Source organism: Halorubrum marinum (genome assembly GCF_048381195.1).
GTDB lineage: Archaea > Halobacteriota > Halobacteria > Halobacteriales > Haloferacaceae > Halorubrum.
Window position 1 is genome coordinate 185,032 of record NZ_JBLWMM010000007.1, and the last position, 25,632, is coordinate 210,663.

30 protein-coding genes and 1 tRNA gene are annotated in these 25,632 nt (G+C 68.8%); 15 read left to right on the plus strand and 16 right to left on the minus strand.

The window, feature by feature from the left end:
• Window positions 1-5: 5 nt before the first annotated feature.
• Complete coding sequence (locus ACNSN4_RS14425; RefSeq protein ID WP_418286543.1) at window positions 6-656, minus strand: HVO_0476 family zinc finger protein; 651 nt, start codon at window positions 654-656, stop codon at window positions 6-8.
• A gap of 217 nt (window positions 657-873) precedes the next feature.
• Between ACNSN4_RS14425 and prs the strand changes: the two genes are divergently transcribed.
• Complete coding sequence (gene prs, locus ACNSN4_RS14430; RefSeq protein ID WP_418286544.1) at window positions 874-1,728, plus strand: ribose-phosphate diphosphokinase; 855 nt, start codon at window positions 874-876, stop codon at window positions 1,726-1,728.
• On the opposite strand, the gene ACNSN4_RS14435 is transcribed toward prs, so the two are convergent.
• Window positions 1,725-2,312 (minus strand): sugar O-acetyltransferase, encoded by a 588-nt coding sequence (locus tag ACNSN4_RS14435; protein ID WP_418286545.1) that lies wholly within the window; start codon window positions 2,310-2,312, stop codon window positions 1,725-1,727. The two genes, prs and ACNSN4_RS14435, sit on opposite strands and share 4 nt — an antisense overlap.
• 326 nt (window positions 2,313-2,638) lie before the next feature.
• Here ACNSN4_RS14435 and ACNSN4_RS14440 point away from each other — a divergent pair, with 326 nt between their 5' ends.
• Window positions 2,639-3,799, plus strand: a complete 1,161-nt coding sequence (locus tag ACNSN4_RS14440; RefSeq protein ID WP_418286837.1) for an inorganic phosphate transporter — start codon at window positions 2,639-2,641, stop codon at window positions 3,797-3,799.
• Window positions 3,800-3,810: 11 nt separating this feature from the next.
• Here the strand turns inward: ACNSN4_RS14440 and ACNSN4_RS14445 are convergent, their stop codons facing one another.
• Window positions 3,811-4,248, minus strand: coding sequence for a universal stress protein (locus ACNSN4_RS14445; protein ID WP_418286546.1), 438 nt, complete (start codon window positions 4,246-4,248; stop codon window positions 3,811-3,813).
• Between the two features lie 152 nt (window positions 4,249-4,400).
• Here ACNSN4_RS14445 and ACNSN4_RS14450 point away from each other — a divergent pair, with 152 nt between their 5' ends.
• Window positions 4,401-6,068 (plus strand): tryptophan--tRNA ligase, encoded by a 1,668-nt coding sequence (locus tag ACNSN4_RS14450; protein WP_418286547.1) that lies wholly within the window; start codon window positions 4,401-4,403, stop codon window positions 6,066-6,068.
• A 77-nt stretch (window positions 6,069-6,145) separates the two neighbouring features.
• Here the strand turns inward: ACNSN4_RS14450 and ACNSN4_RS14455 are convergent, their stop codons facing one another.
• Window positions 6,146-6,496 (minus strand): DUF5518 domain-containing protein, encoded by a 351-nt coding sequence (locus tag ACNSN4_RS14455; protein WP_418286548.1) that lies wholly within the window; start codon window positions 6,494-6,496, stop codon window positions 6,146-6,148.
• A 119-nt stretch (window positions 6,497-6,615) separates the two neighbouring features.
• On the opposite strand from ACNSN4_RS14455, the gene ACNSN4_RS14460 reads away from it, so the two are divergent.
• A complete protein-coding gene (locus tag ACNSN4_RS14460; protein ID WP_418286549.1) occupies window positions 6,616-8,667 on the plus strand; it encodes an ATP-binding protein in 2,052 nt (683 codons plus the stop codon).
• 70 nt (window positions 8,668-8,737) lie between these two features.
• Here ACNSN4_RS14460 and ACNSN4_RS14465 read toward each other — a convergent pair whose 3' ends face one another.
• Complete coding sequence (locus tag ACNSN4_RS14465) at window positions 8,738-9,100, minus strand: DUF3450 domain-containing protein (protein ID WP_418286550.1); 363 nt, start codon at window positions 9,098-9,100, stop codon at window positions 8,738-8,740.
• 214 nt (window positions 9,101-9,314) lie between these two features.
• Between ACNSN4_RS14465 and ACNSN4_RS14470 the strand changes: the two genes are divergently transcribed.
• Both ACNSN4_RS14470 and ACNSN4_RS14475 read left to right on the plus strand, forming a co-directional pair.
• A complete protein-coding gene (locus ACNSN4_RS14470; RefSeq protein WP_181691905.1) occupies window positions 9,315-9,551 on the plus strand; it encodes a hypothetical protein in 237 nt (78 codons plus the stop codon).
• Window positions 9,544-9,897 carry a type II toxin-antitoxin system PemK/MazF family toxin gene (locus ACNSN4_RS14475; RefSeq protein ID WP_418286551.1) on the plus strand — a complete coding sequence of 118 codons (354 nt, stop codon included), beginning with the start codon at window positions 9,544-9,546 and terminating at the stop codon, window positions 9,895-9,897. The genes ACNSN4_RS14470 and ACNSN4_RS14475 overlap by 8 nt, the downstream gene beginning before the upstream one ends.
• A 1-nt stretch (window position 9,898) precedes the next feature.
• On the opposite strand, the gene ACNSN4_RS14480 is transcribed toward ACNSN4_RS14475, so the two are convergent.
• From ACNSN4_RS14480 to ACNSN4_RS14500, 5 genes are all read right to left on the minus strand, one after another.
• The gene (locus ACNSN4_RS14480; RefSeq protein WP_418286552.1) at window positions 9,899-10,192 is read right to left on the minus strand and encodes a chorismate mutase; all 294 of its coding nucleotides are present in this window, start codon (window positions 10,190-10,192) and stop codon (window positions 9,899-9,901) included.
• A 20-nt stretch (window positions 10,193-10,212) separates the two neighbouring features.
• Window positions 10,213-11,106 (minus strand): shikimate kinase, encoded by an 894-nt coding sequence (locus ACNSN4_RS14485; protein ID WP_418286553.1) that lies wholly within the window; start codon window positions 11,104-11,106, stop codon window positions 10,213-10,215.
• Between the two features lie 86 nt (window positions 11,107-11,192).
• On the minus strand, window positions 11,193-11,867 hold the full coding sequence (locus ACNSN4_RS14490) for a hypothetical protein (protein ID WP_418286554.1): 675 nt from the start codon (window positions 11,865-11,867) through the stop codon (window positions 11,193-11,195).
• A 3-nt stretch (window positions 11,868-11,870) separates the two neighbouring features.
• Window positions 11,871-12,332 (minus strand): hypothetical protein, encoded by a 462-nt coding sequence (locus tag ACNSN4_RS14495; RefSeq protein ID WP_418286555.1) that lies wholly within the window; start codon window positions 12,330-12,332, stop codon window positions 11,871-11,873.
• A complete protein-coding gene (locus tag ACNSN4_RS14500; protein ID WP_418286556.1) occupies window positions 12,332-13,702 on the minus strand; it encodes a hypothetical protein in 1,371 nt (456 codons plus the stop codon). Before ACNSN4_RS14500 ends, ACNSN4_RS14495 begins: the two co-directional genes overlap by 1 nt.
• Before the next feature lie 141 nt (window positions 13,703-13,843).
• Between ACNSN4_RS14500 and ACNSN4_RS14505 the strand changes: the two genes are divergently transcribed.
• The 4 genes from ACNSN4_RS14505 (at window position 13,844) to ACNSN4_RS14520 (ending at window position 15,167) form a co-directional block, all read left to right on the plus strand.
• Entirely contained in the window at window positions 13,844-14,302 is a 459-nt protein-coding gene (locus ACNSN4_RS14505) for a DUF5796 family protein (protein WP_418286557.1), read from the plus strand.
• Window positions 14,303-14,336: 34 nt separating this feature from the next.
• Window positions 14,337-14,576, plus strand: a complete 240-nt coding sequence (locus tag ACNSN4_RS14510) for a DUF7508 domain-containing protein (protein ID WP_418286558.1) — start codon at window positions 14,337-14,339, stop codon at window positions 14,574-14,576.
• Window positions 14,577-14,655: 79 nt separating this feature from the next.
• Window positions 14,656-15,009 carry a ferredoxin gene (locus ACNSN4_RS14515; RefSeq protein ID WP_418286559.1) on the plus strand — a complete coding sequence of 118 codons (354 nt, stop codon included), beginning with the start codon at window positions 14,656-14,658 and terminating at the stop codon, window positions 15,007-15,009.
• A 73-nt stretch (window positions 15,010-15,082) separates the two neighbouring features.
• Window positions 15,083-15,167 (plus strand) — tRNA-Leu (locus ACNSN4_RS14520).
• Between the two features lie 217 nt (window positions 15,168-15,384).
• On the opposite strand, the gene ACNSN4_RS14525 is transcribed toward ACNSN4_RS14520, so the two are convergent.
• Window positions 15,385-15,807, minus strand: coding sequence for a MoaD/ThiS family protein (locus ACNSN4_RS14525; RefSeq protein WP_418286560.1), 423 nt, complete (start codon window positions 15,805-15,807; stop codon window positions 15,385-15,387).
• 199 nt (window positions 15,808-16,006) lie between these two features.
• On the opposite strand from ACNSN4_RS14525, the gene thyA reads away from it, so the two are divergent.
• Both thyA and ACNSN4_RS14535 read left to right on the plus strand, forming a co-directional pair.
• A complete protein-coding gene (thyA, locus tag ACNSN4_RS14530; protein WP_418286561.1) occupies window positions 16,007-17,035 on the plus strand; it encodes a thymidylate synthase in 1,029 nt (342 codons plus the stop codon).
• Window positions 17,035-17,589: a dihydrofolate reductase gene (locus ACNSN4_RS14535; protein ID WP_418286562.1), complete on the plus strand. Its 555-nt coding sequence runs from the start codon at window positions 17,035-17,037 to the stop codon at window positions 17,587-17,589. The genes thyA and ACNSN4_RS14535 overlap by 1 nt, the downstream gene beginning before the upstream one ends.
• Before the next feature lie 37 nt (window positions 17,590-17,626).
• Here ACNSN4_RS14535 and ACNSN4_RS14540 read toward each other — a convergent pair whose 3' ends face one another.
• Genes ACNSN4_RS14540 through ACNSN4_RS14550 form a run of 3 tightly spaced genes read right to left on the minus strand, consistent with a single transcriptional unit; the run spans window position 17,627 to window position 20,920 of the window.
• A complete protein-coding gene (locus ACNSN4_RS14540) occupies window positions 17,627-18,787 on the minus strand; it encodes an ABC transporter permease (RefSeq protein ID WP_418286563.1) in 1,161 nt (386 codons plus the stop codon).
• A complete protein-coding gene (locus tag ACNSN4_RS14545) occupies window positions 18,784-19,572 on the minus strand; it encodes an ABC transporter ATP-binding protein (protein ID WP_418286564.1) in 789 nt (262 codons plus the stop codon). Before ACNSN4_RS14545 ends, ACNSN4_RS14540 begins: the two co-directional genes overlap by 4 nt.
• Window positions 19,562-20,920 carry a COG1361 family protein gene (locus tag ACNSN4_RS14550; RefSeq protein ID WP_418286565.1) on the minus strand — a complete coding sequence of 453 codons (1,359 nt, stop codon included), beginning with the start codon at window positions 20,918-20,920 and terminating at the stop codon, window positions 19,562-19,564. Before ACNSN4_RS14550 ends, ACNSN4_RS14545 begins: the two co-directional genes overlap by 11 nt.
• 184 nt (window positions 20,921-21,104) lie before the next feature.
• Between ACNSN4_RS14550 and psmA the strand changes: the two genes are divergently transcribed.
• From psmA to ACNSN4_RS14565, 3 genes are all read left to right on the plus strand, one after another.
• Entirely contained in the window at window positions 21,105-21,980 is an 876-nt protein-coding gene (gene psmA, locus ACNSN4_RS14555; protein WP_418286566.1) for an archaeal proteasome endopeptidase complex subunit alpha, read from the plus strand.
• Window positions 21,981-22,042: 62 nt separating this feature from the next.
• On the plus strand, window positions 22,043-22,996 hold the full coding sequence (locus ACNSN4_RS14560; RefSeq protein ID WP_418286567.1) for an MOSC domain-containing protein: 954 nt from the start codon (window positions 22,043-22,045) through the stop codon (window positions 22,994-22,996).
• The gene (locus ACNSN4_RS14565; RefSeq protein ID WP_418286568.1) at window positions 22,993-23,529 is read left to right on the plus strand and encodes a DUF8215 family protein; all 537 of its coding nucleotides are present in this window, start codon (window positions 22,993-22,995) and stop codon (window positions 23,527-23,529) included. The genes ACNSN4_RS14560 and ACNSN4_RS14565 overlap by 4 nt, the downstream gene beginning before the upstream one ends.
• Window positions 23,530-23,649: 120 nt before the next feature.
• Here ACNSN4_RS14565 and ACNSN4_RS14570 read toward each other — a convergent pair whose 3' ends face one another.
• Complete coding sequence (locus ACNSN4_RS14570; RefSeq protein WP_418286569.1) at window positions 23,650-24,561, minus strand: hypothetical protein; 912 nt, start codon at window positions 24,559-24,561, stop codon at window positions 23,650-23,652.
• A gap of 113 nt (window positions 24,562-24,674) precedes the next feature.
• Window positions 24,675-25,544, minus strand: coding sequence for a CheF family chemotaxis protein (locus ACNSN4_RS14575; RefSeq protein WP_418286570.1), 870 nt, complete (start codon window positions 25,542-25,544; stop codon window positions 24,675-24,677).
• Window positions 25,545-25,632: the final 88 nt, after the last annotated feature.

Sequence of the window (25,632 nt, forward strand, 5' to 3'; positions counted from 1 at the left end):
CCGCGCTACCAGGCCGACCACGCCTGCAGGCTCTCGTCGCGGGCGTACACCCGTTTGCAGTCCTTGGCGTACGCGAAGTCGCCGTCGTGGTCCAGCTTCTCGTGGCGGTACTCGGGCGCGTCCTGCCGGATCTGGACGCCCTCGACGGTGAACTCCTCGTCGCCGAACTCCACCGTCTCGCCCACCGTGAACTCGTAGTCGCCGGGGACGTTCACCTGCAGCGAGCGCGTCTCGTCCGCGTTGCCGTCCTTCGGGTGCAGCGTCACCGGGACGGTGACGTTGTCGACAGCGCGGGTCCACAGCGTCTCGACGGTCTCCACGTCGGCCTCGTCGACTCGCTGTTCCGGGCCGACCTCGATGTCCGTCACGCGGACCTGCATCAGGGCGTCGGGCGAGTCGACGACGAACTCCTCGCCGTCGGTGACGTAGGTGTCCGCGGGCACGTCCATCCGGGTAGTGAACGACTCGCCGTCCTGCGAGACGATGATCTTCAGCTCGACGGTGTCCTCCTCGGGAATCTCGGTCTTATACGTGTGATCGCAGTCGGTACAGCGGACGGTCGCCTGCCCGCCGGGGCGTAACACTTCGTGGACGGTCTCCTCGCCCGGCGAACACGACGGGCAGGCGAGACCGACTCGGTCTCCGGTTTCGGTCATTACGGCGTCGTATCCGCCGCTCGCGTAAATATCCGCCCCTGTGACCCCAGTGCGGTACGCGCTCGCGTGGGGCGTACTCTCGCGGGGCGTACTCTCGTAGGTCGTCCGTTCGCGGCCGCGGACCACCCGGCTCGTCGACGCGGGTCGCGGACCGACCCGCGCGCCGACGCGCCGGAGTACAGAAACTGGTTTACCGGAGTCACGGAAACGAACGCGCATGATCGTACCCGGATCCAGCTCACAGTTCCTCGCGGCCGCACTCGCCGAGGAGACTGGACGGCCGCTCGCGACCCCGACCTACGACCGATTCCCGGACGGCGAGGGCCTCGCGGCGGTCCCCGAGTTTTCGGGCGACGAGGCGACGGTCGTCGCCGCGACCGACTCCGACGAGGCGTGGGTCGAACTGCTCCAGCTCCAGGACGCCGTCCGCGAGGCGGGCGCGACGGACGTGACCACCGTCGTCCCCTATATGGGGTACGCGCGACAGGACCAGTCGTTCGGCGACGGCGAGCCCGTCTCCGCGCGGGCGATGGCACGCGCCGTCTCGACTGAGACCGACCGCGTCGTCCTCGTCAACCCGCACGAGCCGGGGGTCGCCGACTTCTACGACGTCCCCGTCGAGGTCGTCGACGCCGCGAGCGCCCTCGCCGACCCGCTTCCCGACGACCTCGCCGACCCGCTCTTTCTCGCGCCCGACGAGGGCGCAGTCGACATCGCTCAAACGGTCCGGGACGCCTACGGCGACGGCGAGACGGACTACTTCGAGAAGCATCGCGACCGCGACACCGGAGAGATCGAGGTGTCGCCGTCGGACGCGCCCGTCGCGGACCGCGACGTCGTCGTCGTCGACGACATCGTCGCCACCGGCTCGACGATGAGCGAGTCGGTCGCCGTGTTGAACGAGCGCGGCGCGGCCCGAGTGCTCGCGGCCTGCGTCCACCCGATGCTCGCCGCCAACGCCGTGACGAAGCTCCGCGGCGCGGGCGTCGACCGCATCGTCGGCACCGACACGATCGAACGCGGCTGTAGCGTCGTCAGCGTGGCCCCGGTTCTCGCCGACGCGCTCGACTAGTCGGCAGAGCCTTCAGCGCTCTCGTCGTCCGGAATCTCGCGGAGCACTCGCACCGGGTTCCCGCCGACCACGACGCGGTCCGGCACGTCGTCCGTGACGACCGCCCCGGAAGCGACGACGGATCCGTCGCCGATCGTCACTCCCGGATTGATCACGGCGCGGCCGCCGATCCACACGTCGTCGCCGACGGTCACGGGGAGCCCGCGTTCGCGCCCGGCCCCGCGTTCGCCGGGGTCGATCGGATGCGTCGGAGTGTACACGTGGACGCCCGGACCGAGCAGACAGCGGTCGCCGAACGCGACGCGGTTCGTGTCGAGGAGAACGCAGCCGTAGTTCGCGAAGAAATCGTCGCCGACCGTCACGTTGTACCCGTAGTCGCACCGCAGGGGCGGTTCGACGGTCACGCCCTCGCCCGCGCCACCGAACAGCTCGCGAAGCAGCGCCTCGCGGCGGTCGGTCTCCGCGGCGCTCGTTCCGTTGATCCGTCGGGTGCGGTCGCTCGCGCGGTCGCGGTCGGCGACGAGTGCGGGATCGGTGGGATCGTACAGTTCGCCGGCCAGCATCCGCTCCGTCTCGGTGGGCATAACCGGTGGACGGACGCCTGCCGGATAGTCGTTTTCGCAGACTGCGCGTGTTCGGGTGCCGTTTGTGTCGTCGCCCGCGGGACGATCGCCGCGGTATCGCTCGCCCCCACTCTCGGTCCCCGCGTTCCCGCGAGCATGCGAATCGTTATTCGTGTAGCCCTCCCGGAGGGTGACGTGCGCTCGATAGCCTACCGACGCGTCGACCGCGCGTCTCCGATCCGAGTCCGACGGTCCGCCGGGAGCGACGCGTGCGACCCACGGCGGTGGGTCGCGTGACCGTCGCGTTCTGGACGCTCGTCGTCTTCGCGACCGTCTCCTGTCTGTTCATGGCGTGGTCGCTCGGAGCCAACAGCAACTCGCCGCCGTTCGCACCGGCGATCGGCGCCAACGCGGTGTCGACGATGCGAGCCGCCTTCCTGATCGGGATCCTCGCCGCGGCCGGCGCGTTGACCCAAGGCGGGGCGATATCCGAGACGGTCGGCGCGGCCCTCATCGACGGCGTGCAGATCACGCCGCTGGCGGCGACGACCGGGCTGCTCGTGGCCGCATCGTTCATGGCGTTCGGCGTGTACAGCGGGTATCCGGTGCCCGCCGCGTTCGCGACGACGGGCGCGATGGTAGGTGTCGGTCTCTCGCTCGGCGGCGATCCGGCCTTCGACACCTACCGCCGTATCGGGACTTTCTGGGTCATGGTGCCGCCCGTCTCCGGCGGGCTCGCGTACCTCACGGCGACGCTGCTCCGGCGCGACGACGTGCCCGACACCGTGGGGGTCCCGCTGCTCGCGGGGATCGTCTCCGGGATCGTCGCCAACGTCCGACTCGGGGTGATCCCGCATCCCGACCGGGCGCAGGGATCGATCGCCGAGTGGGCCGCACGGATGGCAGATCGGGTCGTCGATCTCCCCGCAGTCGCCGGTGTCGACCCCGCCGTCGTCCTCGTGACGCTCGCCTTCGCGGCGGTCGGCTTCCGATTCATTCGCCGTCGGACGCAGGCGTCCGTCGAGACGGGGATCCGAACCTTCCTGTTGCTCCTCGGCAGCGTCGTCGCCTTCTCCAGCGGCGGGAGTCAGGTCGGGCTGGCGACGGGACCGCTGGAGAACCTCTACGGGACCGAGCTGGGGCTGCCCGCGATCGCGCTGCTCGGCGTCGGCGCGACCGGTATCCTCGCTGGCGCGTGGATGGGCGCGCCGCGGCTCCTTCAGGCGACGTCGCGGGAGTATGCGCAGCTCGGGCTCCGGCGATCCATCGCGGCGCTCGTCCCCGGGTTCGTCATCGCGCAGGCGGCGATCACGCTGGGGATCCCGATCTCGTTCAATAACATCATCATCTCCGGCGTCATCGGGGGCGGGCTCGCGGCCGGGACCGCTGGCGTCTCCCGGCGGAAGATCGGCGTGACGGTCGGCTTCTGGGTGATTACGCTCGTCACCTCTATCGCGATCGGATTCGGACTCTATCGGGCGTTCTCGACCGTTCTCGGGATCGCTTAAGTAGGCCGGTGCTACCGGACCACCGTCACGGTCACGTCCGCGCCGCCGACGACGGCTGTGGCGACGGTGCCGAGGAGCCGTTCCGCGATCCCGCTCTGGCTCCCGCCGTGTCCGCCCATGATGACGTGGTCGACGTCGCTCGTCTCGACCGTATCGAGGATCGCGTCCGCCGGATCTCCGGTCTCGACGAGGGTCTCGACGGTACGCCCCTCTTCGGCGGCTCGCGTCCTCGCTCGCTCGACGAACCGCTCGGCTCGCTCGCGCGCCTCGGCCACCCGCTCGTCGTCCGGCTCGAGGATTCCGCCCTCGACCATCCCGGCGTCCAGTGGGGTGACGACGTTCAGCACGGTCACGCGGCAGTCGAAGACCGCGAGGGCGTGCGTCAGCGCCTCGTCTGCGAGCGGCGACCCGTCGAGCGGGACGAGCACGTGGTCGGGTTCGGGACTCATACGACGTGATCGGCACGGACGCGGGATAAATCAGCGCCCCGGTCGGCCCCCGGCTCGGGCCACCCGATAGAGCCGACCTCGGGTCATCTCGTGCGTGCGAACGGCTCACGCGCAAGCGAACGGTTTTTGCGTCGACCGACGGGAGAGGTGGTATGGACGAGGACACGCCCGACGAGGCGCCTCCCGGAGACCGACGGCGAGGCGCGCCCCGCGCTGACGGCGGGACGGAGCCGGCGGACGGACCGACCGAGGACGTCGCCCTGGACCCCTGGGGGTCGGCGTCGGTCGGCGACTACGCGGACCTCTTCGAAGAGTTCGGGATCGAGGCGTTCGACGACGTGGTCGGCGACGTGTCGGACCCGCACTACCTGATGCGGCGCGGCGTCATCTTCGGGCACCGCGAGTACGACGCGGTCGCCGAGGCGATGGCGAACGACGAGCCGTTCGCCGCGCTCTCGGGGTTCATGCCCACCGGCGACCCGCACATCGGCCACAAGCTCGTCTTCGACGAGATCATCTGGCATCAACGGCAGGGCGCCGACGCCTTCGGGCTCATCGCCGACCTGGAGGCGCACTCCGCCCGGGGGATGTCGTGGGCCGAGATCGACGAGCACGCGCGCAACTACCTCCTCTCGCTGCTCGCGCTCGGGTTCGACGCCGAGGCGGGCGAGCTGTACCGCCAGTCGGACAACCGAGAGGTACAGGACCTGGGGTTCGAACTCGGCTCGAAGGCGAACTTCTCCGAGTTCGAGGCGATCTACGGCTTCGACGGCGAAACGAACATCTCGCACATGCAGAGCGTGATCACCCAGACGGCGGACATCCTCTACCCGCAGCTCGTCGACGAGCCGAAACCCACGGTGATCCCGGTCGGCCCCGATCAGGACCCGCACGTCAGGCTGACCCGCGACCTCGCGACCCGCGTCCGCTACTTCAAGGTGACCGAGGCGTTCGCGAGCTTCGAGCTTACCGACGACGAGCGGCAGCTCGTCCGGGCCGCCTACGACGCGCTCGCGGCCGGTGTCGGCGAGTCCGAGACCGACGAGTCCGAGACCGACAATTCTGAGACCGACGTGCGGTGTACGGACGCGGCCGAGTGGCTCGCGGCGTACGAGCCGCCCGAGACCGATTCGGAGGCCGCCGACCTCGCCGCCGCCAAATCGACCGCCCTCGACAAGCTCCGCGCGGGCGGCAAGGAGCCGCTCCGGCCCCGCGTCCGCTTTTTCGACCGCAACGCTACTGACGAGGCGTTCGAGGCCCTGATCGAGGCCGTCGACGGCGAGAAACGCGTCTTCGAGGGCCATATCGACACCTTCGAACTCACCCGCGACGAGGCCGAGTCGCTCGCGCGGGAGGTCGAGATCGACCACGACGGGTTCGGCTTCCGTCAGCCCTCCTCGATCTACCACCGGTTCATGACCGGGCTCACCGGCGGGAAGATGTCGTCGTCGGTTCCGGCGAGCCACATCTCGCTTCTGGACGACCCCGAGGACGGCTACGACAAGGTTCGATCAGCGACTACGGGCGGCCGCGACACCGCCGAGGAACAGCGCGAACTGGGCGGCGAGGCCGACGAGTGTCCCGTCTACGAGCTGTACGCCTATCTGCTCGCGGGCGACGACGACGAGCTGACGAAAACGGTGTACTCCGAGTGCGTCAACGGCGAACGCCTCTGTGGCGGCTGCAAGGAGCAGGCCGCGGAGCTGATGCGCGAGTTCCTCGAAGATCACCAGGAGAAGCGCGAAGAGGCCGAGGAACTGCTGGAGAGCCTCGATATCGACCTCGACTCGGGCCGACGCGGCACCGGCGGCGAACACTGACGCGGGTCGCTACGGCACGGGCGGCGAGCATCGTCTGCGATCGCTGACCGCGGCTGCCGGGCGTCGCCCTCGACACGCTACAGCTCGTTTTTCACGTAGATCCCGATGACGCCGCCGAGCGCGCTCAGCGCCACTGTGTATCCGACGGCGACCGCCACGATCGCGAGCAGGAGCAGGCCGCCGCCGATAGCGACTCCGATATCCCCGCCGAACGAGAAGACGGCGAGCCCGAGCACGACGACCGCGGCGAGCGGGAGCGACGCGATCAGCCCCGAGAGCGCGCCGACGCGGAGGCCGTCACCGGTCTCGCCGCCTTCGAGGTACGCCGCGAGCGCGCCGCCGAGGATCGGCGAGATTCCGGTGAAGGAGAGACCGATCGTCGCGACCGCACCGATCGCCGCGTTGAGGAGGGTGTTGTCCGTGTTCATGGCCCGGTCCTCTCGCGGGAGCGACATACCTCTTACGGGGGTGCGCGGCGGACCGTCCCCTCGGTGGCGGCGACCGTCCGAGCCGATAGTTTATCACGCGGGCGATACCTGTCACGTGTATGAGCGAGCAGGAGACGATCCACGTCGCGGACGTCAGCGAGGGGATCGGCGGCGACGCGACGACGGAGCCGGGGTCGCCGGTGGAGCTCCCGGTCGTCGACGTGCTCACCGGTCGGTCCTTTATCACGGGAAAGAGCGGATCCGGCAAGAGCAACACCGCGTCCGTCGTCATCGAGAACCTCCTCGACAACGGATTCCCCGTCATGATCGTCGACACGGACGGAGAGTATTACGGCTTAAAAGAGGAGTACGAGATCCTCCACGCGGGCGCCGACGAGGAGTGCGACATCGTCGTCTCTCCCGAACACGCCGAGAAGCTCGCGAACCTCGCCTTGGAACAGAACGTCCCGATCATCCTCGACGTCTCCGGCTATCTGGAGGAGGACACCGCCAATAAGCTCCTCCTCGAAGTCGTCAAACAGCTGTTCGCGAAGGAGAAGCGCCTCAAAAAGCCCTTCTTGCTCGTCGTCGAGGAGTGCCACGAGTACATCCCCGAGGGCGGCGGGATGGACGAGACGGGCAAGATGCTGATCAAGGTCGGGAAGCGCGGGCGGAAACACGGGCTCGGCATCGTCGGGATCAGCCAGCGTCCGGCGGACGTTAAAAAGGACTTCATCACGCAGTGCGACTGGCTCTGCTGGCACCGGCTCACGTGGGACAACGACACGAAAGTCGTCGGGCGAATCTTGGGGTCGAAGTACGCGAGCGCGGTCGAGGATCTGGGCGACGGAGAGGCGTTCCTGATGACCGACTGGGACGAGTCGATCCGTCGGATCCAGTTCCACCGCAAGCAGACGTTCGACGCGGGCGCGACCCCCGGTCTCGACGACTTCGAGCGGCCGGAGCTCAAATCGGTCTCCAGCGACCTCGTCGGCGAGTTGGAGTCGATCTCCGACGAGGAGGCCCGTCGGGAGTCCGAGGTCGCCGACCTCACACAGGAACTCGAGAAGAAGGACCAGCAGATCCACCAGCTCGAACGCGAACTGGAGGAGGCGCGCGACCTAAGCAACATGGCGGACCAGTTCGCACAGGCGCTCCTCGGCAAAGCGGAAGCCCCCTATCGCGGCGGCAACGGGCGATCGGTGGCCTCCGCGAAGCGTCAGGAACAGACGGAGCTCGCCGGCTACGACGCGGCGGTCGCGGCGACCGAACACGGAGCAGCTGACAGCGAGAGCGGGTCGACGGACGCGAAGCGCCCTCGGGACGATGCGGGCTCGGAAGCGACGGACTCAGAAGCGGGGATCTCGGAAGAGGGAAGCGCAGCCGAGACGGATCCGGAGGAGACCGCCCCCGAGGAAACAGCCGCTGCGAACGGAGCGAGTACCGAGGCGCCCGGAAACGGAAAGCACGCTCACCCGTCCGACGACGTCGAACCCGTCACGCGCGCCGACGTGGCCGAGAGCGCGCTCCGCTTCGACGACGCGATCGAACTGGGCACTCGTGAGGCCGTCATCGAGGAGCTCCGCGGGCGCATTGAGTCGCTACCGGAGCTCTCACGGAAGATGCTCCGGCACTACCGACGGGAGGGCGTCAGTGACCCCGTCGCGGCGCACATCGACGCCGGCGGCGACGGGGATTCCGGACACGCGTACAGTCGCCACCGGCCGATTCGGCGGGCGGGGCTCATCCGACACGCCGGACGTGGCCACTACGCCTACGCGGTTCCGGACCTGATCCGAGAGGCCTACGCGGATCGACTGGATGAGGAGAGCGTACAAGCGGTCGTCCGCGCGGTCGAGACCGCGTTCGTCCCGCCCGCTGAGCGGAGCTACCCACCCGACGCCGATCCCACAGAAGTCGAAAGCGGGGACGAGACGGACCGTGCCGTCGCGGACAGAGTTGGGCAAACTGACGCCGATGCAGACACCGGCCCGGCCACGGTCGATCGGGTTGAGGATGGCGCGTTATCGGGCGGTTCACCCGACAGCACGGATCAGCCGAACGAGAACAACGAGGCCGCAAAAACGGGGGGCGACGGCGAACGAAACGGCTCGGGACTGAGCGAGGCTGCGCGTCGGCTCGCGGAGCGCAGATCGACCGAGAGTGAGTGAGCGCGAAGCGCGTGGTGCGCTGAGTGCGGAGGGTGACAGGGAGTCGTAGTGGAGAGAACGCATCCGCGTCCTACTCGCGTCCGGCGACGTATCGACGGAGAACCGACCGGAACGTCGACAGTCGCGCACTCTCGGATTCGGACCGCTCGCGGTCGGCGATGCGGCGATTCTTCTCTTCGAGGAGCTGTTCGTACTGCTCGATGACGTGCTGGAGGTGCTGTTCCTTTCGGTCGAGTTCGGCTTCGAGGCGCCGTATCTCTTGCTGGGCGGCGGTCTGCTCTTCTAGTGAACCGTCGCTATCAGTTCGACCCGGCCGTCGAGCGGGAGCGCGCTGGGTCGATCGCGATCGCGGCGAACTGTCGGTTGAGTGCCGCTCGTTCCACGCCCACTCCGACTGGCCGTTCACGCTCTCCACGGGGAGGTCTGAAATCATGTGTCGAGTTATCATATGCCATCTGTACGATGATAAAGCCCAGTCAGACGAACGGCATCTTTCCGTCGTCAGGGGTTTCAATGCGCGCTCGAGACGCTCGTTGTTCAACCTTGTTCAGGTAGCTGAAATGCATAATACGCCTGTACCCGCTACGGGGAAATTCGTGGGTAATAGTGGGCAACACATATCAGCGGTGGGTCCGTACCGTTCGTCGATGAAAGTCGACGCGACAGACCTCAAAACGAACGAGACCGACGACCGGGGTCGAGTCTACCTCGGCACCGAGTACGCGAACAAGCGCGTAACCGTCGCAGTCGTTGAGGTGGAGTCAGACCGACCGGATGACGACGAGCTGGCAGCCGCCTATCGGGAGGCCTCCGAGAGCGCGGAGGCACTCGCCGAGGAATGGGGCGAAACGTCCGACGAGGCGTGGGAAAGCCTCGATGAGTGACGGCACGGATGTGCGACGGGGCGACGTGGTTATCGTTCGACTCGACCCCGCTGAAGGACACGAGATGAAGAAGACGCGCCCGGCCGTGGTCGTTCAAAACGATATCGGAAACCGGAACTCCAGTACGACCATCGTCGCGCCCGTCACGGGGACCTACCGCGAGTATCCGTTCGAGGTGTTCGTCGAGGCGGACGGGTCACCGCTCGAAAAGAATTCGTCAATCCGGCTCGACCAGATTCGAACCGTCTCGGTTCCGGAACGGATTCACTCGGTCGTCGGTTCACTCGACGGACCTACGATGGCTGAAGTCGACGAGGCGTTACAGCTGAGTCTCGGCCTCGACTGAGCTACCGGCTCTCTCTTTGTTCAACTTTGTTCAACTCGATCAACAGTCGGAAGATCGCTTTCACCAAGTTAGCGTCGACGTCGAAGCGCTCGGCGTTCTCCCCTGCTCGGTTCATCACGCGCTCCTCTTGGCCTTCGTCGGTCGTCGGGAGATCGCGTTCGGCCTTGACGGCTGCGACGGTGTCGGCGACGTACGTTCGCCGGGCGATCAGCTCGACGATTTCGCGGTCGATGTCTTCGATCTCGTGTCGCAGTTCGTCGAGGCTCCGGTCCTCTGTGTTAGGTGTGTCACTCATAGCTGGTCACTCGGTAGTCGTCATCGGACGCTGGCACCATCGTTTCGGGTGGCGGTTCGACGCAGGGCTCCGGGACGCTCGCCCCACGCGTCGGCGACCGTGTCGAGGTCGGTGTCGGGGTCGTCCGGGTCCGCGACGGCGACGACGCTCGGCCCGGTGCCCGACAGCGACACGCCGGTCGCGTGCGGCATCGCCTCGACCGCGGGGTCGGTGTCGAAGCCGAGCGCGGCCGAGAAGGCGAGCCCGTTCACCGTCATCGCCTCGGCGTATCGACCGTCGAGCGCGAGGTCGGCGACGAGGTCGGCCATCGATGCGACGGCCTCACAGCGGGCCACGTCGGCGTCGGCGCTGTAGGCGCGCTCCGCCGGCGTCCACACGAGCACGTCCCAGTCCACGGTCTCGCGCGAGCGTAGTTCGTCGCTTCCGTTGTCGGTGACGGTGACGCCGCCGAACATCGAGGCCGTCGCGTCGTCGAACGCGCCCGTAACGGTCACCCCGGCCTCGCGAGCGGCTCGAACGCCGAGACGACAGGCCTCCAAGCGGGCGACGTCGACCGACGGATCGTCGGTGTCGTCGCCCACGGTCAGGCCGAGCGCGTCGCAGGTCGCGAGGACGGTCGCGTTGGCGGCCGCACTCGAGCTCTTGAGGCCGGCGGCCAGCGGCACGTCGCTGTCGGTGCGGACGGACCCGCCCTCTCCGTTGCCCCACCGATCGGTCGCGAGGGCGACGCAGCGCTCTATCAGATCGGTGTCGGCGTCGGGGGCCTCGGCGATCGATCCGTCGACGCCGTCGGCGGTCTCGTCGACCGTGACCGTCGCTCGCGTCTCGACGTCGATGCCGAAGGCTGCGCCGGTTCCGGTCGCGAGCGCATTTAACACGGTGCCGGCACCGAGCGCGGCCGCCCGTCCTTCCATGTACGCACCGCCCCGTCGCGCGAGTAAAGAGGTAGCGATCACGGCAGGTCTCTCGGAACGGGATCGGACAGTCGCTCGGAACGAAGTCAGACCGGTTCCGCGCGTCGGATCGCGGCGTCGACCTCGTACCACGTCGGGTCGGCCCGAGCGCGGGACTCCCCGCTACGGAACGAGATCTCCGCGTCGAACCGTCGGACACCGTCGTCGAACCGGTCTCCGGAGTCGAATCGTTCGCGAACGTACGCGCGGCCGACGGCGGTCCGCCCGTCGGAGCCCGGTCTGCTCGCGTACGCGTCGACGCGAAATTCGACCGTTCCGTAGGTGAACCGCCCGGCGTTCTCGACAGTTAACCGAGCGCGAACGGTCGTCTCGTAGCCGCCGTCGGTCACGGACCGCACCTCGGCGTCGGTGACGACGAGGCCGGAGCCCTCGGGGCCGAGTTCTGTCGGTTGATCGTCGGGATCGTCGGGATCGTCAGGGTCATCGGATTCGCTGGGTTCGCTGGATTCGCTGGATTCGCTGGATTCGCCAGAGTCGGTCGTTCCGTCGGCCTCGCCCGACTCATCGGTCTGACCGGTTCGCGACCCGTCATCCATCGACTCCTCACTCGCGGATTCGGTATCGGTGCCTCCCGTCCCCACCGCGGGCTCCTCGGATTCCACGAGACAACCGGCGAGTGCCCCGGGGACTGCCACGGCGGCCAAAAACCGCCGTCTCGGAAGCGGGAGAGTCGCGGTATCCGACTCGGGTTTTTCCGTCATCGATTACCCCGTCACCGATCCGAGGACACCGGTCGCTGCCCCGACGACCGCGGCAACGAGGGTAATCGTGGCGATCGATCCGAGCGCGTCTGTGATTCCATAGGCCTGCGTCGCGGCCGCGCCCTGCGAGGCGACGATCAGGACGACGACGGCGAGCCCGTAGATCAGCGCGCCGATTCCGGCTCCGACTCCGGAGGTCGCGGCGGCCTCGCTCGCGTCGTACGAGCGCGAGCCGACTAAGACGCCGAGCACGCCCGCGAGTATGGGCGCGCCGACGAGCGCAGCGGCCGTGACCGTGAGGTACGACTGCGCGACGAACACCGGCCCGAACCGAGCCGTCTCGCCCGTCGCGGCCGTCGCCAGCGCGGTCTCCGCCCACCCGGTCGCGACGGCCCCCGAGAGCCCGACCCCGACGCCGACGACGGCGAAGACGGCCGCGATCAGCCCCGCCCCGTTCGCGTTCATCAGACGACCACCCACCCGTCCGCCAAGCGGCCTTGCCACCCGGTGCGCTCCTCCCACGCGTCACCGGAGAACCCGGTCGCGAGAACGAACTCGCCCGCCTGCACGACGTATCCGTACTGGACCCCGGCGTGCTCGTCGAACCCGTAGCGCTCTCCGGTCGCGTCGCGGTGGTAGAGGCGGTGCCAGCGGGTGGGTCCGCTGGTGACTGTATCCGCGTCGTCGTCGCTTCCGTTATCGTCGCTCGCAGCGCCGCCGTTCCCGTCGTCGCCCCCGGTAGCGACACCGATGTTCGACCCGGCGGCGGTCGCATCGGGACCGATCGGCGCCGCTCCCTCGGTGGACGCGGCGTCGAGAACCCCGTCCAATCGCTCGGTCGCCGTATCGGCGTTCGGGTAGCGTTGGACGTACACGGGCGTCCCGTCGAGTTCGTGTGCCCACCCGTCGAACGTGTTTCCGGGCGCATTGCCGGCAGGGGGCCGCGTCGCGAACGCGACGAACAGCTCCTCGACGCGGTCCTCGGGCTGCGGGACCGGACCGAACCGAGCGCGGAGCTCCTCGCGCCGGGCCGCGTCGACGGCTTCGCCATAGATTCGCGGGACTCGAGAGCGGTCGTATCGGTCCGTGTCGTACGGGGGGTGCGCGAGCGTCGCGAACCCGCGGCTCGGGACCGCGAGTTCGACGAGTGCCGTGTCGCGGACCGCCCGACGAGCGTCGTCGTCCTCGGAGAGGGGAAACAGCAGCCGGTCGAGCAGTCGGTTGTGGATCGGGTCGCGCGAGAACGCCTCCTCGACGTACGTGGCCGTGGCCATCCCGGCGAACCCCCGGCGCATGCGCGACAGCTCCTCGAGGAAGCGGTCGATATCGTCCCGGGGCGCGAACGTGCGGAGGGGCTCGACGTGTCGCTCGGTCCGCGAGCGGATTCGCGAGCGGGGTCGAAAGTGCGGCTCCAAGGCGTTTCCAGCGCGCTCGGCAGCGGTCTCGCCTTCGTCGGCCAATCGCTCGGCCAGCTCGACGGTCACCGCGTCGGCCTCGTCGACCTCGGCTCGCACCGCGTCGATCTCGGCGACGACGCGGCGCATCGCCGCGCGGTACGTCGCGACCGCGTCGGGGTATTCCGTCGCGAACCAGGCCGCGTCGTCGACGACGCGGCGCGTCGCCGTCGCGAGCGCCTCGTTCGCGACGGGGGAGGGCTCGTCGACGCGTTCGTCGTCGGAGGGCTCCTCGGGATCGCCGTCGTCCTCGTCGTCCCCGTCGTCCGCGCCCGGAGGAGTGGGCTCCGCGTCGGGGTACTGGACGCCTTCGACCCCGAGACACCCCGCGAGACCCGCGGCGACCCCGACGCTCAACAGGTCCCGTCGCGTCCGTTGCATGATACGGACTCCCGGCGCGGGGGCCTTAAATGTGCCATCCCCGATTCTCGGGAGTGAGGACGCCCCGCCGCGCGCTCGGTCGACCGTCCCCGGCGACCGCCGAGCGCGCCCCTTTTGAGGCGGGCGCACCGATCGACGCGTATGTCAGCACCGTCACGCAGCGACGTTCCGCCGACGTCGATCGGGATCGATCTCCGCGAGGAGGGCGTCGTCGTCGAGTACCTCGACGGACGGACGACGCTCTACCGCGGCGTCCCGGACGCCGTCGAGGGGTCGGTCAGGGCGGGTCCGGGCAAGGAGACGCACGTGCTCGTCACCGACCCGACGGAGACGGAGGGCGTGATGACGTACGTTAACGATTACGACACGGACGACGAGATATTGGAGGACTCCGGAGTCGGCCGCGTCATCGTCGAGGAGGACGAGCGCGACGAGGTGTTCCCCGGCGTGATCGTCGGCCGCACCGAGGGTCGCAACGAGGTGATCGCCGATCCCGAGATCGCCGGCGGTCGCGTGTTCGTCTTCGTCGAGGACGGCTGGACCGAGCGGAGCTTCGAGATCGTCGACGGCCCCGAGGGTGGGCTCGACGCACACCGATGACGCCGGACGCGTCGACGCCACCGGGGGGAGATCGATGAGTCTCGCGAAGCCGTGGCGCGACCTCGATCGGTCGACGGTCGGGAGCGCGCCGAACCGGTACGCGCTGTACGAGCTGGGCGACGCCGACGGGGGCACCGTCGGATTCGGCACGGGCGTCCTCCGCGACGAACTGAAGGAGGCGCTAGCCTACGGGGACGCGGCGAAGGTTCGATGGGAGATCGCCGACTCCCCGGAGCACGCGGAGCGGCTCATGGCCGACCACGTCGAGGAGTGACCGACAGCGGGCTGTGACGCCGCCTGCAATAGACGGGAACGACCGACAGACGAAAGTCCCGTCGGGGTCGAGTACGGGTATGAGCGAGGACGCGGAGATCGACCGCGAGGAGGTCGTGCGGGCGAGCGACATCGGCGGCGAGGGGCCGCCGATCGAGGAGAAGCCGTACAAGATCGTCTTCGAGGCCAACAAGTGCTTCGGGGCGGGCAAGTGCGCCGAGGTCGGCGACAACTGGGTGATGGACATTCAGAGCGGGATGGCGAAGCCGCGCTCGTACTACATCGGCGAGGAGGAACTGGACGAGAACGTCCGGGCGGCGGAGGTGTGTCCCGCGAAGAAAGGCGCGGGCGTCATCCACGTCGTCGACCGGCGCACGGACGAGGAGATCGCCCCTGACCCGCACGGGGACGGGACGCTCTCGGTCGACTGGTAGGAGCGTCAGTATCCGGGCGGCCGACGGGCGCATCCGAAAGGGGTTTGACCCCACCGCCGGTACCCAAATCCGCGCGGGGGTGGCTGAGCCTGGCCAAAAGCGGCGGACTTAAGATCCGCTCCTGTAGAGGTTCGAGGGTTCGAATCCCTTCCCCCGCATTCCTGCTGCGAGCAGCCCGCGAGCAGCAGGAATCGGCTCTGAAGGGATTCGAAGCAGGGAACGAAGCGAGCGCGGCGAGCGGAGTGAGTGAGGTTCGAATCCCTTCCCCCGCATGTCGCGGCGCTCACACATCGTGAGCGCCGCGGCTCGTGGACGGCTCGCGAGAGGTTCGTGAACGCCGCGCGCGGCCCGACGGCTGAAGTGCCTCTCTCGGTCTCAACAACAGAACATGAAGGGGTAGACGAGCGCGACGCGGTCGCCGTCCTCCAGCTCCGTGTCGAACCCCCGCTCGTTTTCGTTGAACTGGCCGTTGACGAGGATCCGGGCGTACGCGATCGTCTGCTCGCCGACGGGGTTTTTCGTCCACGTCCCGGGCAGTTCCTCCGGTGTGGGTGCCCAGCCGCTGTGGGTCGCGTCCGCCTCCGTCTCCGCGATCAGCATGTCCTGAAGCTCCGGGTACTCCGCGAACAGCTCGTCGAGGAACTCGCGGAGGGTGTCGCCCTCGAAGGTGTACTCGAACTCGTACACCCCGAGTTCGGTCCGAACGTGGCCGGTACAGCGCACCGTGACGGTCGTTTCGCTAACGGTCTCCTCAGCGGTCGCCTGCGCGGGCTCGACGCGCTCGCCTGTGGCGGTCATAGCCGAATACAACCCCCCGTCGAGGGTAAGCGCCGGCGCGAACATGTTCGCGTTCGCCGGTGCGTCTCCGAAGGGGAGGGGGGCGGTGGCCTCGTCGCTCCGCGCGTCGCGGCGAACAGCTACAGTTTACATGACCGCGTTCGTTTACCCAGGTAGACCCGTCGCTCCGACGGCCGCGCCGGAGACGACACAGACCACCATGCAACAGTACCTCGATCTCGTCGACGACACGCTGTCGACGGGCACGTACAAGCCGAACCGGACCGGCGTCGACACGATCGCGTCGTTCAGCGGACAGTACACGGTCGACCTCGCCGAGGGTTTCCCCCTCTTGACGACGAAGAAGATGGACGGCTACCGCTGGAACTCGCTCATCCACGAGGTGCTCTGGTACCTCTCCGGCGAGGAGCACATCCGAGACCTGCGCGAGGAGACCAAGATCTGGGACGCGTGGGCCGACGAAAAGGGGTTACTCGACACCGCGTACGGCCGGTTCTGGCGCCGCTACCCGATTCCGAACGACGACGCCGCGCTCCCGGGCGAGACGTGGCCCGACGACGCGCACCGCTGGGTGACCGTCGAAGAGGGTCCGGACGGGACGGAGCGCCGCACCTTCGATCAGATCCGGTACGTGCTCGACACGCTCGAAGAGAACCCGCGCTCGCGCCGCATGGTCGTGAACGCGTGGCACCCCGCGAACGCGACGACGTCGACGCTCCCGCCGTGTCACTACACGTTCGTCGTGAACGTCCAAGACGGCCGACTCAACCTCCACCTCACGCAGCGCTCGGGCGACATCGCGCTCGGCGTCCCGTTCAACATCGCCGCGTACGCCCTGCTCGCGAACGCGCTCGCGCAGCGGACCGGCTTCGAGGTCGGCGAGTTCGGGCACACCGTCGTCGACGCGCACGTCTACTGCGGCCGCGGCGAGCGCGGCACGTGGTACGCGAAGAACCTCCCGTACGTCCAGGACCGGCTCGCGGCCGTCGAGAGCAAGGCCGACTACCTCGACGTGAAGAGCTGGGTCGAGCGGACGGCCCCCGACGAGGCCGACGGGGAGGAGGGGTACGACCACGTGCCGGGCCTCCTCGAACAGCTCTCGCGGGAGCCGCGTGACCGCCCGCGGATCGAAATTGCCGATAAACCCCTGGACGAGCTAACGTACGACGATATCGAGGTCGTCGACTACGACTCCGCGGACGGGCTCTCGTTCGCGGTCGCCGAGTGATGACTGACGACGGATCGTCGGACTCTGGTCCCGACGTCGTCCTCGTCGCAGCGGTCGCCGAGAACCGTGTTATCGGTGCCGACGGCGGAATGCCGTGGCACTATCCGGCCGACCTCGCGCACTTCAAGCGACTGACGACGGGCCACCCCGTGATCGTCGGCCGCGCGACCTACGAGAGCATCGCCGATCGCCTCGGCGGCCCGCTCCCGGATCGGACGAGCGTGGTGTTGACGACTCGCGACCTCGACCTCCCAGAGGACGCGGTCGTCGCGAACGACATCGCGGAGGCGGTTTCGAGGGCGAGGGCGGACGCCGCCGAACGCGGCGTCGACGCGATATTCGTGATCGGCGGCGCGACAGTCTACGAGCAGTTCCTCGACCGCGCCGACCGGATGGTGGTGACGGTGGTTCCGGAGCGGCCCGACGGCGACACGCGTTTTCCGGCGTTCGACGAGAGCGAGTGGGCCGAGGTCGCTCGGAGGCGGCCCGCAGAGGCCGACGACGAGGGCGGCAGCGCTCTCGCGTTCGTCACCTACGAGCGGGTTCGGGAGTAACGAGTGGCGCGGGTCTGACCGAGGTCGCCCGGAGCAGCTAGCTCCGCAGCGCGTCGACCGGTCGTTCGTTCGCCGCTTTCCACGCGGGGTAGGCTCCGCTCACCAGGCCGACGCCGACGCCGAATCCCAGCGCGAGCAGGAGGTAGTAGCCGTTCGTCGGGTCGAGCACGAGCGCCGCGTCGACGGCGGGCGTCGAGAGGACGAGCCCGGCGACGAGCAGTACTGTCAGGAGCGTTCCTGCCGCCGCGCCCGCCGCGCCGATGAGCCCGGCCTCCGCGAGGAGCACGCGCAACACGTCCCGCCGCGTCACGCCGACGGCGCGCATCACGCCGATCTCCTGTCTCCGCTCGACCGTGCTCATCAGCATGACGTTGAGGATCGAGACGCCGGCGACCACGAGCGAGATGGCGCCGAGCCCGAGCAGGAAGGTACCGAGGAGCTCGAAGAAGTCGTTGATCTCGTCGACGATCGCGGCCAGCTCGAAGAGGTCGACGCGCTCCTCGCGGGCGTTCACCTCCACGCGGATGTCGTCGGCGGCGACCCGCGCGGCCTGCCCGGAGTCGGCGACGACGAGCACCTGGGTGTACCCGTCGGCCGAGAACGCCGATTCGGGGAGGAAGACGGCGTCGTCCGGGGCGACCGGGCTGAACGTCTGACTCTCGACGAGCACGGCGACGACCCTGACCTGCGAGCCCGCGATCTCGACGGTGTCGCCCGCGCCGACGCCGAGCGTCTCCGCGAGCCCCGCGCCGACGATCGCCCCCTGTCTGTGCCGGTCCGGGAGCCGTCCCTCCGCGGCCTCGAACGCCAGCCCCGGTTCCTCGACGCCGTACACGGTCGCGAACGTCTGTGATCCCGCGCTCCCGACGAGCGCGTTGTCCGTGTACAGGGGAACGACCGCGGGCTCGCCCACGGCTCGTCGAATCGCCGCCACGTCCGCGTCGGAGAGCGACTCGACGCCGGCGTCGGCGTTCGGCGTCACCACGACCTGCGTGCCGATGTCGCCGATGGCGTCGTCCGCGCCGAGCGCCAGCACGTTACCGAAGATCCCCAGCGCCGCGACCGCGAGGACGCCGATACACACGCCGAGCACGGCGAGGGCCGTTCGTACCCGATTGCGGCGGAGGTTCCGCGACGCCATCGCCACGGCGGGTCGCCACCCGCGGAGCCAACCGACGAGGTCGCGGTCGTCGCTCATCGGTTCCTCGCGGCAGAGATGTTCTCGCCACCGTCGTCTAGGGTGCCGTGGTCCGGGACGTCATCGTCCGGGGTGGCGTGGTCTCGGGCGCCACTGTTCGGGACGCAACCCGCCGGAACACCGCCCGTGAGGACGCCGTCCGTGAGATCAACGACGCGGTTCGCGTACGTCTCCACGAGCTCGTCGTGGGTGACCGCGATCACCGCGACGCCCTCCGCCTTGACGCGCTCGAACTCGGCGAGGATCGACTCCCCCGTCTCGGTGTCGAGGTTCCCGGTCGGCTCGTCCGCGAGCAGTATCTCGGGCTCATTTATCAGTGATCGCGCGATGGCGACCCGCTGTTTCTGGCCGCCGGAAAGCTCCGTGGGCAGGTGATCGAGCCGGTCTCCGAGGCCGAATCGGGCCAGCAGGTCGGCCGCCCGGTCGGACGCGTCGCCCGGGTCGAACGCGGTCGGCAGCGCGACGTTCTCCACCGCCGTCAGCGTCGGAAGCAGGTGAAAGTCCTGGAAGACGAAGCCGATGGACTCCTTTCGGGCCGCGGTGCGCTCGGCCACGGAGAGGCTCGTCACGTCGGTCCCGGCGAGCAGCCGCTCGCCAGACGTCGGGTCGTCGAGCAGTCCGAGCACGTTGAGCAGGGTCGACTTCCCGGAGCCGCTGGGTCCGACGACCGCGACGAACTCCCCCGGCTCGACCGCGAAGTCGACGTGGTCGAGCGCGACGACCGGCTCGGCGCCGCCGCCGGGGTACCGCTTCACCACGTCGCGGAGTTCGACGCTATACGTCACGGCGGCGGACCACCCCGCCAACGACCGCGAGCCCGGCGACACCGACGAGCCCGACGACGGCGAGCGTTCCGGCGCTCCCGACGCTCCCGACGCTCCCGAACGTCCCCGCGGAGTCGGACTCGCCAGCGGTCCCGTCCGCGCCCGGCAGCGCCACGGTCGCCGTCTCGGTGTCGCGGACCCCGCGCTCCGTGTACTCGATTCGGATCGGGACCTCGTCCGCGACGGACGCGTTCGCCGTCGTTCGCAGGTCGAAGCCGACGAAGTCGCTCGGCCCGAGGCTGCCGACGAAGTACGACTCGCCCGCCGGCGTCGGCGAGACGCCGGGCGCGTCCCCGATCGAGACGACGACGCCCCGCATCTCACCGGTTCCGACGTTACCGAGGTTGGCGTCGACGACAAACTCGCCGTCAGCGCCGGACTGTACCGCCGCGTCGGTCACGACCGGGGCCGCCTCGCGCGGCGGGTAGTCGAGCGTCGACGAGGCGATCCGCTCCGCGCCGACGCCGTCCTGCGCATCTGTTCCAGAACGGAACGCCGCCGTGACCGTCACGGACTCCTGCCGGTCGAGCGGTCCGAGGTCGACGATGACCTGTCGCTCTTCACCGGGCGCGACGTCTTCGACGACGAACGGCCCGGCGTCAACGCCCTCAGTGGTGGGGCCGTCGTCAGCGTCTTCGCCGACCCCCGTGCCGACGACGGTGAGGCTCACGCGGTCGGCGGTAGCGGTCCCTGTGTTGACGACTGTCACTGCGACCGGGGAATCGGCGACTCGGGCCGCCTCATCGGCGTCGTCGCCGGTGTCGAGCCCGCCGCCACCGCCGCCGAAGATCCCTTCGATGCCGCCGAGGCTCACGCCGGTCCCCTCGCTCTCGTCGTCGCTCCGGAGGTCTGCGGGTGAGAGCGCGCGGGTGCGCAGGTCGAGCGCGACCTCGGCAGGCTGCGCGTCGACGACGAGGTCGCGCGCGACGGTCACGGTCTCCTCGGTCGTTGACTCCTCGGCGACGACCTCGACGGTGAGCCGCTTCTCGCCCGGCTCGTCGAACCGGGTCCACAGCTCGGCGTCGAGCGAGTCGCCCGCCGATAGCGCGCCGAGCGCCGTCGCCTCATCCAGTGTCTCGCCGTCGGCGTCGAGGAGGCGAACCGCGGTGATGTCCGCGGCGGCCGGGGCGCCCGCGGAGTTCGAGACGGTCAGATTCACCGCCGTCCGCTCACCGACCGCCGGTTCGGTCGCACTCAGGTCGACCTCGTCGACCGTGATCCGGGCGTCGGGCACCGCCGTGGCCGCACCGACAGCCCCGAAGAGCGCAAGCAGGGCCACCAGTACGGCTGTCGTTCGAGTGGAGGTCACAATGTCATCCCAGTTAGGGGACCGATCGACATATATGCGTCGTCGTCGGTGATCGGTAGGCGGTGAACACGAGAGCCCCGTTTCGGGTTGTGGGAGCACGTACCGGTTAAGGAGGGTTTTTCAACCGTCCGCCGTAATTATCGGTAATGAGCGAACGGGACACCGCGCGAGCGGGTGATCGACGATGATGGGCGGGAACGACCAGCAGGCGTACGACCGCGGCACGTCGCTGTTCTCGCCGGACGGTCGGATCTATCAGGTCGAATACGCCCGCGAGGCGGTCTCGCGCGGCGCGCCGAGCGTCGGCGTCCGAACGGCCGACGGCGTCGTCTTCGTCGCGATGTCGCGCCCGTCGTCGACGCTGATGGAAGCCGAGAGCATCGAGAAGCTGCACAAGCTCGACGACCACGTCGGCACCGCGAGCGCGGGCCACGTCGCCGACGCCCGGCAGCTGATCGACCTCGCGCGGCGCCAGTCGCAGGGGAACCGCCTCCGGTACGGCGAGCCCGTCGGCGTCGAGACGCTGACGAAGTTCATCACCGACCACATCCAAGAGAACACCCAGCGCGGCGGGACGCGCCCCTACGGCGCCGCGCTCCTCATCGGCGGCGTCGAGAACGGCGAGCCGCGACTGTTCGCGGCCGACCCCTCCGGCACGCCGAACGAGTGGAAGGCGACCGTCATCGGCGGCGGTCGGAAGGACATTCAGGAGCACCTCGAAGCGGAATGGTCGGACGACCTCTCGCTCACCGGCGGGATCGAACTCGGGCTCGCGGCGCTCGCCGAACACGACGACGAGTTCGAACCCGGAGACGTCGCGGTCGCTACGATCACCGAAGCCGACGGCTACCGGACCGTTCCGACCGAGGAGGTCGACGAGGCGTTCGCGGCAGCGGGACTCGTGACGGCGTCCGAAGACGACCCAGACGAAGGCGCGGACGACGACGAGACTGCCGACACGGCTCAGGCCGACGAGGACGCTGACGCCGACGAGGACGCTGACGCCGACGGAGATGCGGATACGGCTTCCGGCGACTCCGACACTACCGACGACGAGTAGCGACGGCCCGATTCGCCTCGCGTCAGCCCAGTATTTTTGCGACCTCCCGCCGAAATGCGTGTATGCCACGTCTCGCCCAGCTCGTCGCGTATCCGATAAAATCTCTCGACGGTGTCGCGGTCGGCCGAGCGGCAGTCGGTCCGCGCGGCGCGCTCCGCGGCGATCGCTCGTACGCCCTCGTCGAGGCCGGGGTCGACCCCCACGCGGCGTCGGTCGGCGGCGGTGGCGGCTACGTCAACGGAAAGAGCGAACCGGCGGTCCACCGACTCCGCGCACGCTACGAGCGCTCCGAAGCGGCGGACGCGACCCCGACCGCGGTGACGCTCAAGCGACCCGCCCGGTCCGACCCGGACGTCAGAGCCGACGAGCGGCGGTTCGAGCTTCCGGCGGCGGGCGACGCCCTCGCGGCGTGGGTCGGGGAGTTCCTCGGCTACGACGTCGACCTCGTCCGAGAGCCGGACGGCGGCTTCCCCGACGACCGGGCCGCGCCCGGCCCCACCGTCGTCTCCGCCGGGACGCTGGAGACCGTCGCCTCGTGGTTCGAGGGCGTCGCGGACGCGACGGAGATGCGCCGGCGTCTCCGGCCGAACGTGGTCCTCGACGACTGTCCGGCGTTCTGGGAGGATCGGCTCTTCGGCAACCACGGCGAGGGCGTTCGGTTCGCGATCGGTTCCGAGCCGGGCGTCGAACTGATCGGTGTCAACCCGTGTCAACGCTGCGTGGTTCCCTCACGGGATCCCGAGACGGGCGCGGAGCTGCCCGCGTTCCGCGAGACGTTTATCCAGCGGCGGCGCGAGACGCTCCCCGAGTGGACCGGAAGCGATCGGTTCGATCACGACTTCCGGCTGATGGTCAACACCGTCGTCCCCGAGCGGTCGTGGGAGTCGACGATCGCCGTCGGCGACCCGGTCGCCATCGACGGCGTCGTCTCCGTCGACGAGACCGGGACCGAAATCACCGAGCGGAACGCGCGTAAAGACCCTCGAGCCGACGGATCCGGGGGAGTCGACCCGTGAGCCGACGCGGCCCGCCGGGACGTGAGACGGCCGCCGCCGAGTCCGGAGACCGACGAACTTGGTACGGGTGGGGACAGCTGACCCGAGTCGAAAAGCGTGGTGTCGGCCTGTTTCTCCACGACGTGACGCGCGTGTTCTCCGAGCTCTCGATCGTCTCGCTGCCCGTGCTTCTCGCGGTGATGGAGTATCCGACGACAGGGTGGTTCGACGCGAAGGCGACGGCGCTGGTCGCGTGGACTACCGCGGTCGTCGTCGCGACGCTCATTCGAATCGGCGCCGTTCACCCCGTCGGGACCGCGACTCCTGGGTGGGTGACCCTCTCGCCGTGGCTCGTCGCGCTCCGTGTGCCGTATTTCAACGCCTCGCTCGCGCTGGCGATATTCGGCGGGCTCGCCGTTCACGAGGCGACGACTGCGCTCGGTGGCGAGTTCGCGGGCCTCGTCGTCGGGCTCGGTTGGGCGGGAACCGTGGCGGCCGGGAGCGTCCTCGCGTTCCCCCGCGTCGCGGAGGAGTGGCTGTCGGTCGTGCGGTGACGGCGCGGCTGAATCGTGAGCGCGTCGCGCGGTTCGAGAATGAGAGACCGCGACGAACGAAGCGACGAGGAGAGACGGGAACAATGAAAACCGATGCGAAGAGGTGAGGTACCTCCTCGTTCAGCGCCCGCCGTCCGTCATCGCGATCGGCTCGTCGTCGTCGCGAGCCGAGGGTGTGGTCGCGTCCGTCGCCTCCAGCGTTTCGGGGGCCGCGTCGCCGGTCGGAACGGTGGCGGGATCGTCGGCACCGAAACGGGTCCACAGCGTCGCACCGACGACCGCGTAGGCGACGAGGTCGTAGTGGACGCTTCCGCCGAATCCGGTGAAGGCGGCGAGCGTACTGTAGCCGAAGACGGCGGTGACGCCGCCGACGAAGGCCACCTCGTTCGTGAGTCGCCCGTCGATCGCCGCGTCGACCGCGCGGCGGATGATCGGACCGCAGGCGACGAGGAAGGCGATCCCCGAGAGCGCCGCGAGGTTGACGTAGAAGTGCGTCGCGACCGCCGAATCGAGGATCGACTGGAGGTACGCGACGGTCACCGGGTCGTAGAACAGTCCCTCGACGCGAGTCGGGTAGAGCACGCCGATGTACGGCGTCGCGACCATCAGCCCGAACAGGACCGCGACCGCGACGCGGGCCGACGCGAACTGCGACGCGCGGCGCGTGACGAACGCGTCGTCGCCGGGCGCGACGACGAGCCCGCACGTCGATAGCGTCTCCCGGAGGTCGTCCCGGCTCACGGAGGGGTCGTGGTGGACGCCTACCGTCCCGTTTCGCTGCGTCGCCGAGGCGGCGCTGATGCCGTCGTGATCGCAGAGCACGGCCTCCAGCAACGTTTCGCGTCGTTTCGTGTCGATCCCGTCCACGGAGAACGTGTCGTGGACGTGCGGCTCCGGAACGCGCGCGACCCGCGGGCCAGCCTCGGTAGCTGACGTCGCGAGGCCGGGATCCGGGCTCCCCGGCGCGTCGATTCCCCGTTTGCGAACCACGGCGTCGAGCGGTGTCGAGCGCCCGTGGCGGTCGTCTGGCATGTGAAACACCTACACGTCCATCGGCATGAAACTTCCCCCCACCGGCGGTCTCGCTCGGAGGGTGGTAGCGGACGAGCGAAGAGCGACCGATCGCGACGACACGCCCATCACGGTCACGAGTTGACCGATTCGAGGTACGAGGTGACGACCATCTGGCCCTTCCGAGTGAGTACCGCCCCCGATTCCCCGTCGACGACGAGATCCGCTTCCCTGAGCTGATCGAGCACCATGGAGGTCTGAGTGACATCGCCGGTGACGACGTCGGCGACGTCGGCCTCACCGCCCGCCGAATAGATCGACACGAGGACTTCGAGCTGCTCCTCGGTCGGGTCGAACGCCTCCACGTCCGCCATCGCCTCGCCATATTCGAGCTTGATGTACCGGCCCAACACGTTCAGCGTCCGCCTGTTCGGGACGGTTGCAATCGACGTGACCGTCTGGGTGTCGGGGACGTGGCGAAAGACGAGGGAGGGGCGTTTCGTCCCGCCGAGGGTACGGTCTGTCCGCTCGTAGTCGATAACGGTCGAGAGCGTCACCCGAAACGGCTCCGGGCAGTTGGTAAACCCGATCGAACCCGGTGAGAGGGACACGGTCGCCTTGTGGTCGGTCGCGTCGGTGACGCGTCCCCCGACCTTTGCGGGGTGGCGCACGGTGACGGTGACGTTTCGGAGCAGCGATTTGAACAGGATCCGTGTGAACTTCTCCATGTCGTCGGGCTCGCCTTCGACGAGCGCCACGCGTCTGGAGCCGTCCTGGTCGTAGGCGATCGTGACGCTGTCGCTGAAAAACGATTGAAGATCTCCGGGAACGGTGCCGACGACGATATCGAACACCGCGGAGAGCGGAACGGTGACTTTCGCGCCGTCCGTCGCGAGCACGAGACGGCGCTGACTTAGCAGGATCCGGCCCGTCACGGGGTCAGTGCTCTCGACCGCATCGGCGTGAACGCGACCGACGAAGTCGGCGACGACGGACTCCTTCATCGAAGCGTACTCGGTGGCGTTCGGTATTGATTGTTACCCATAGGGTATCACACCTAATAACGAGTTGTCACGGCACGGGCAGCGGGTG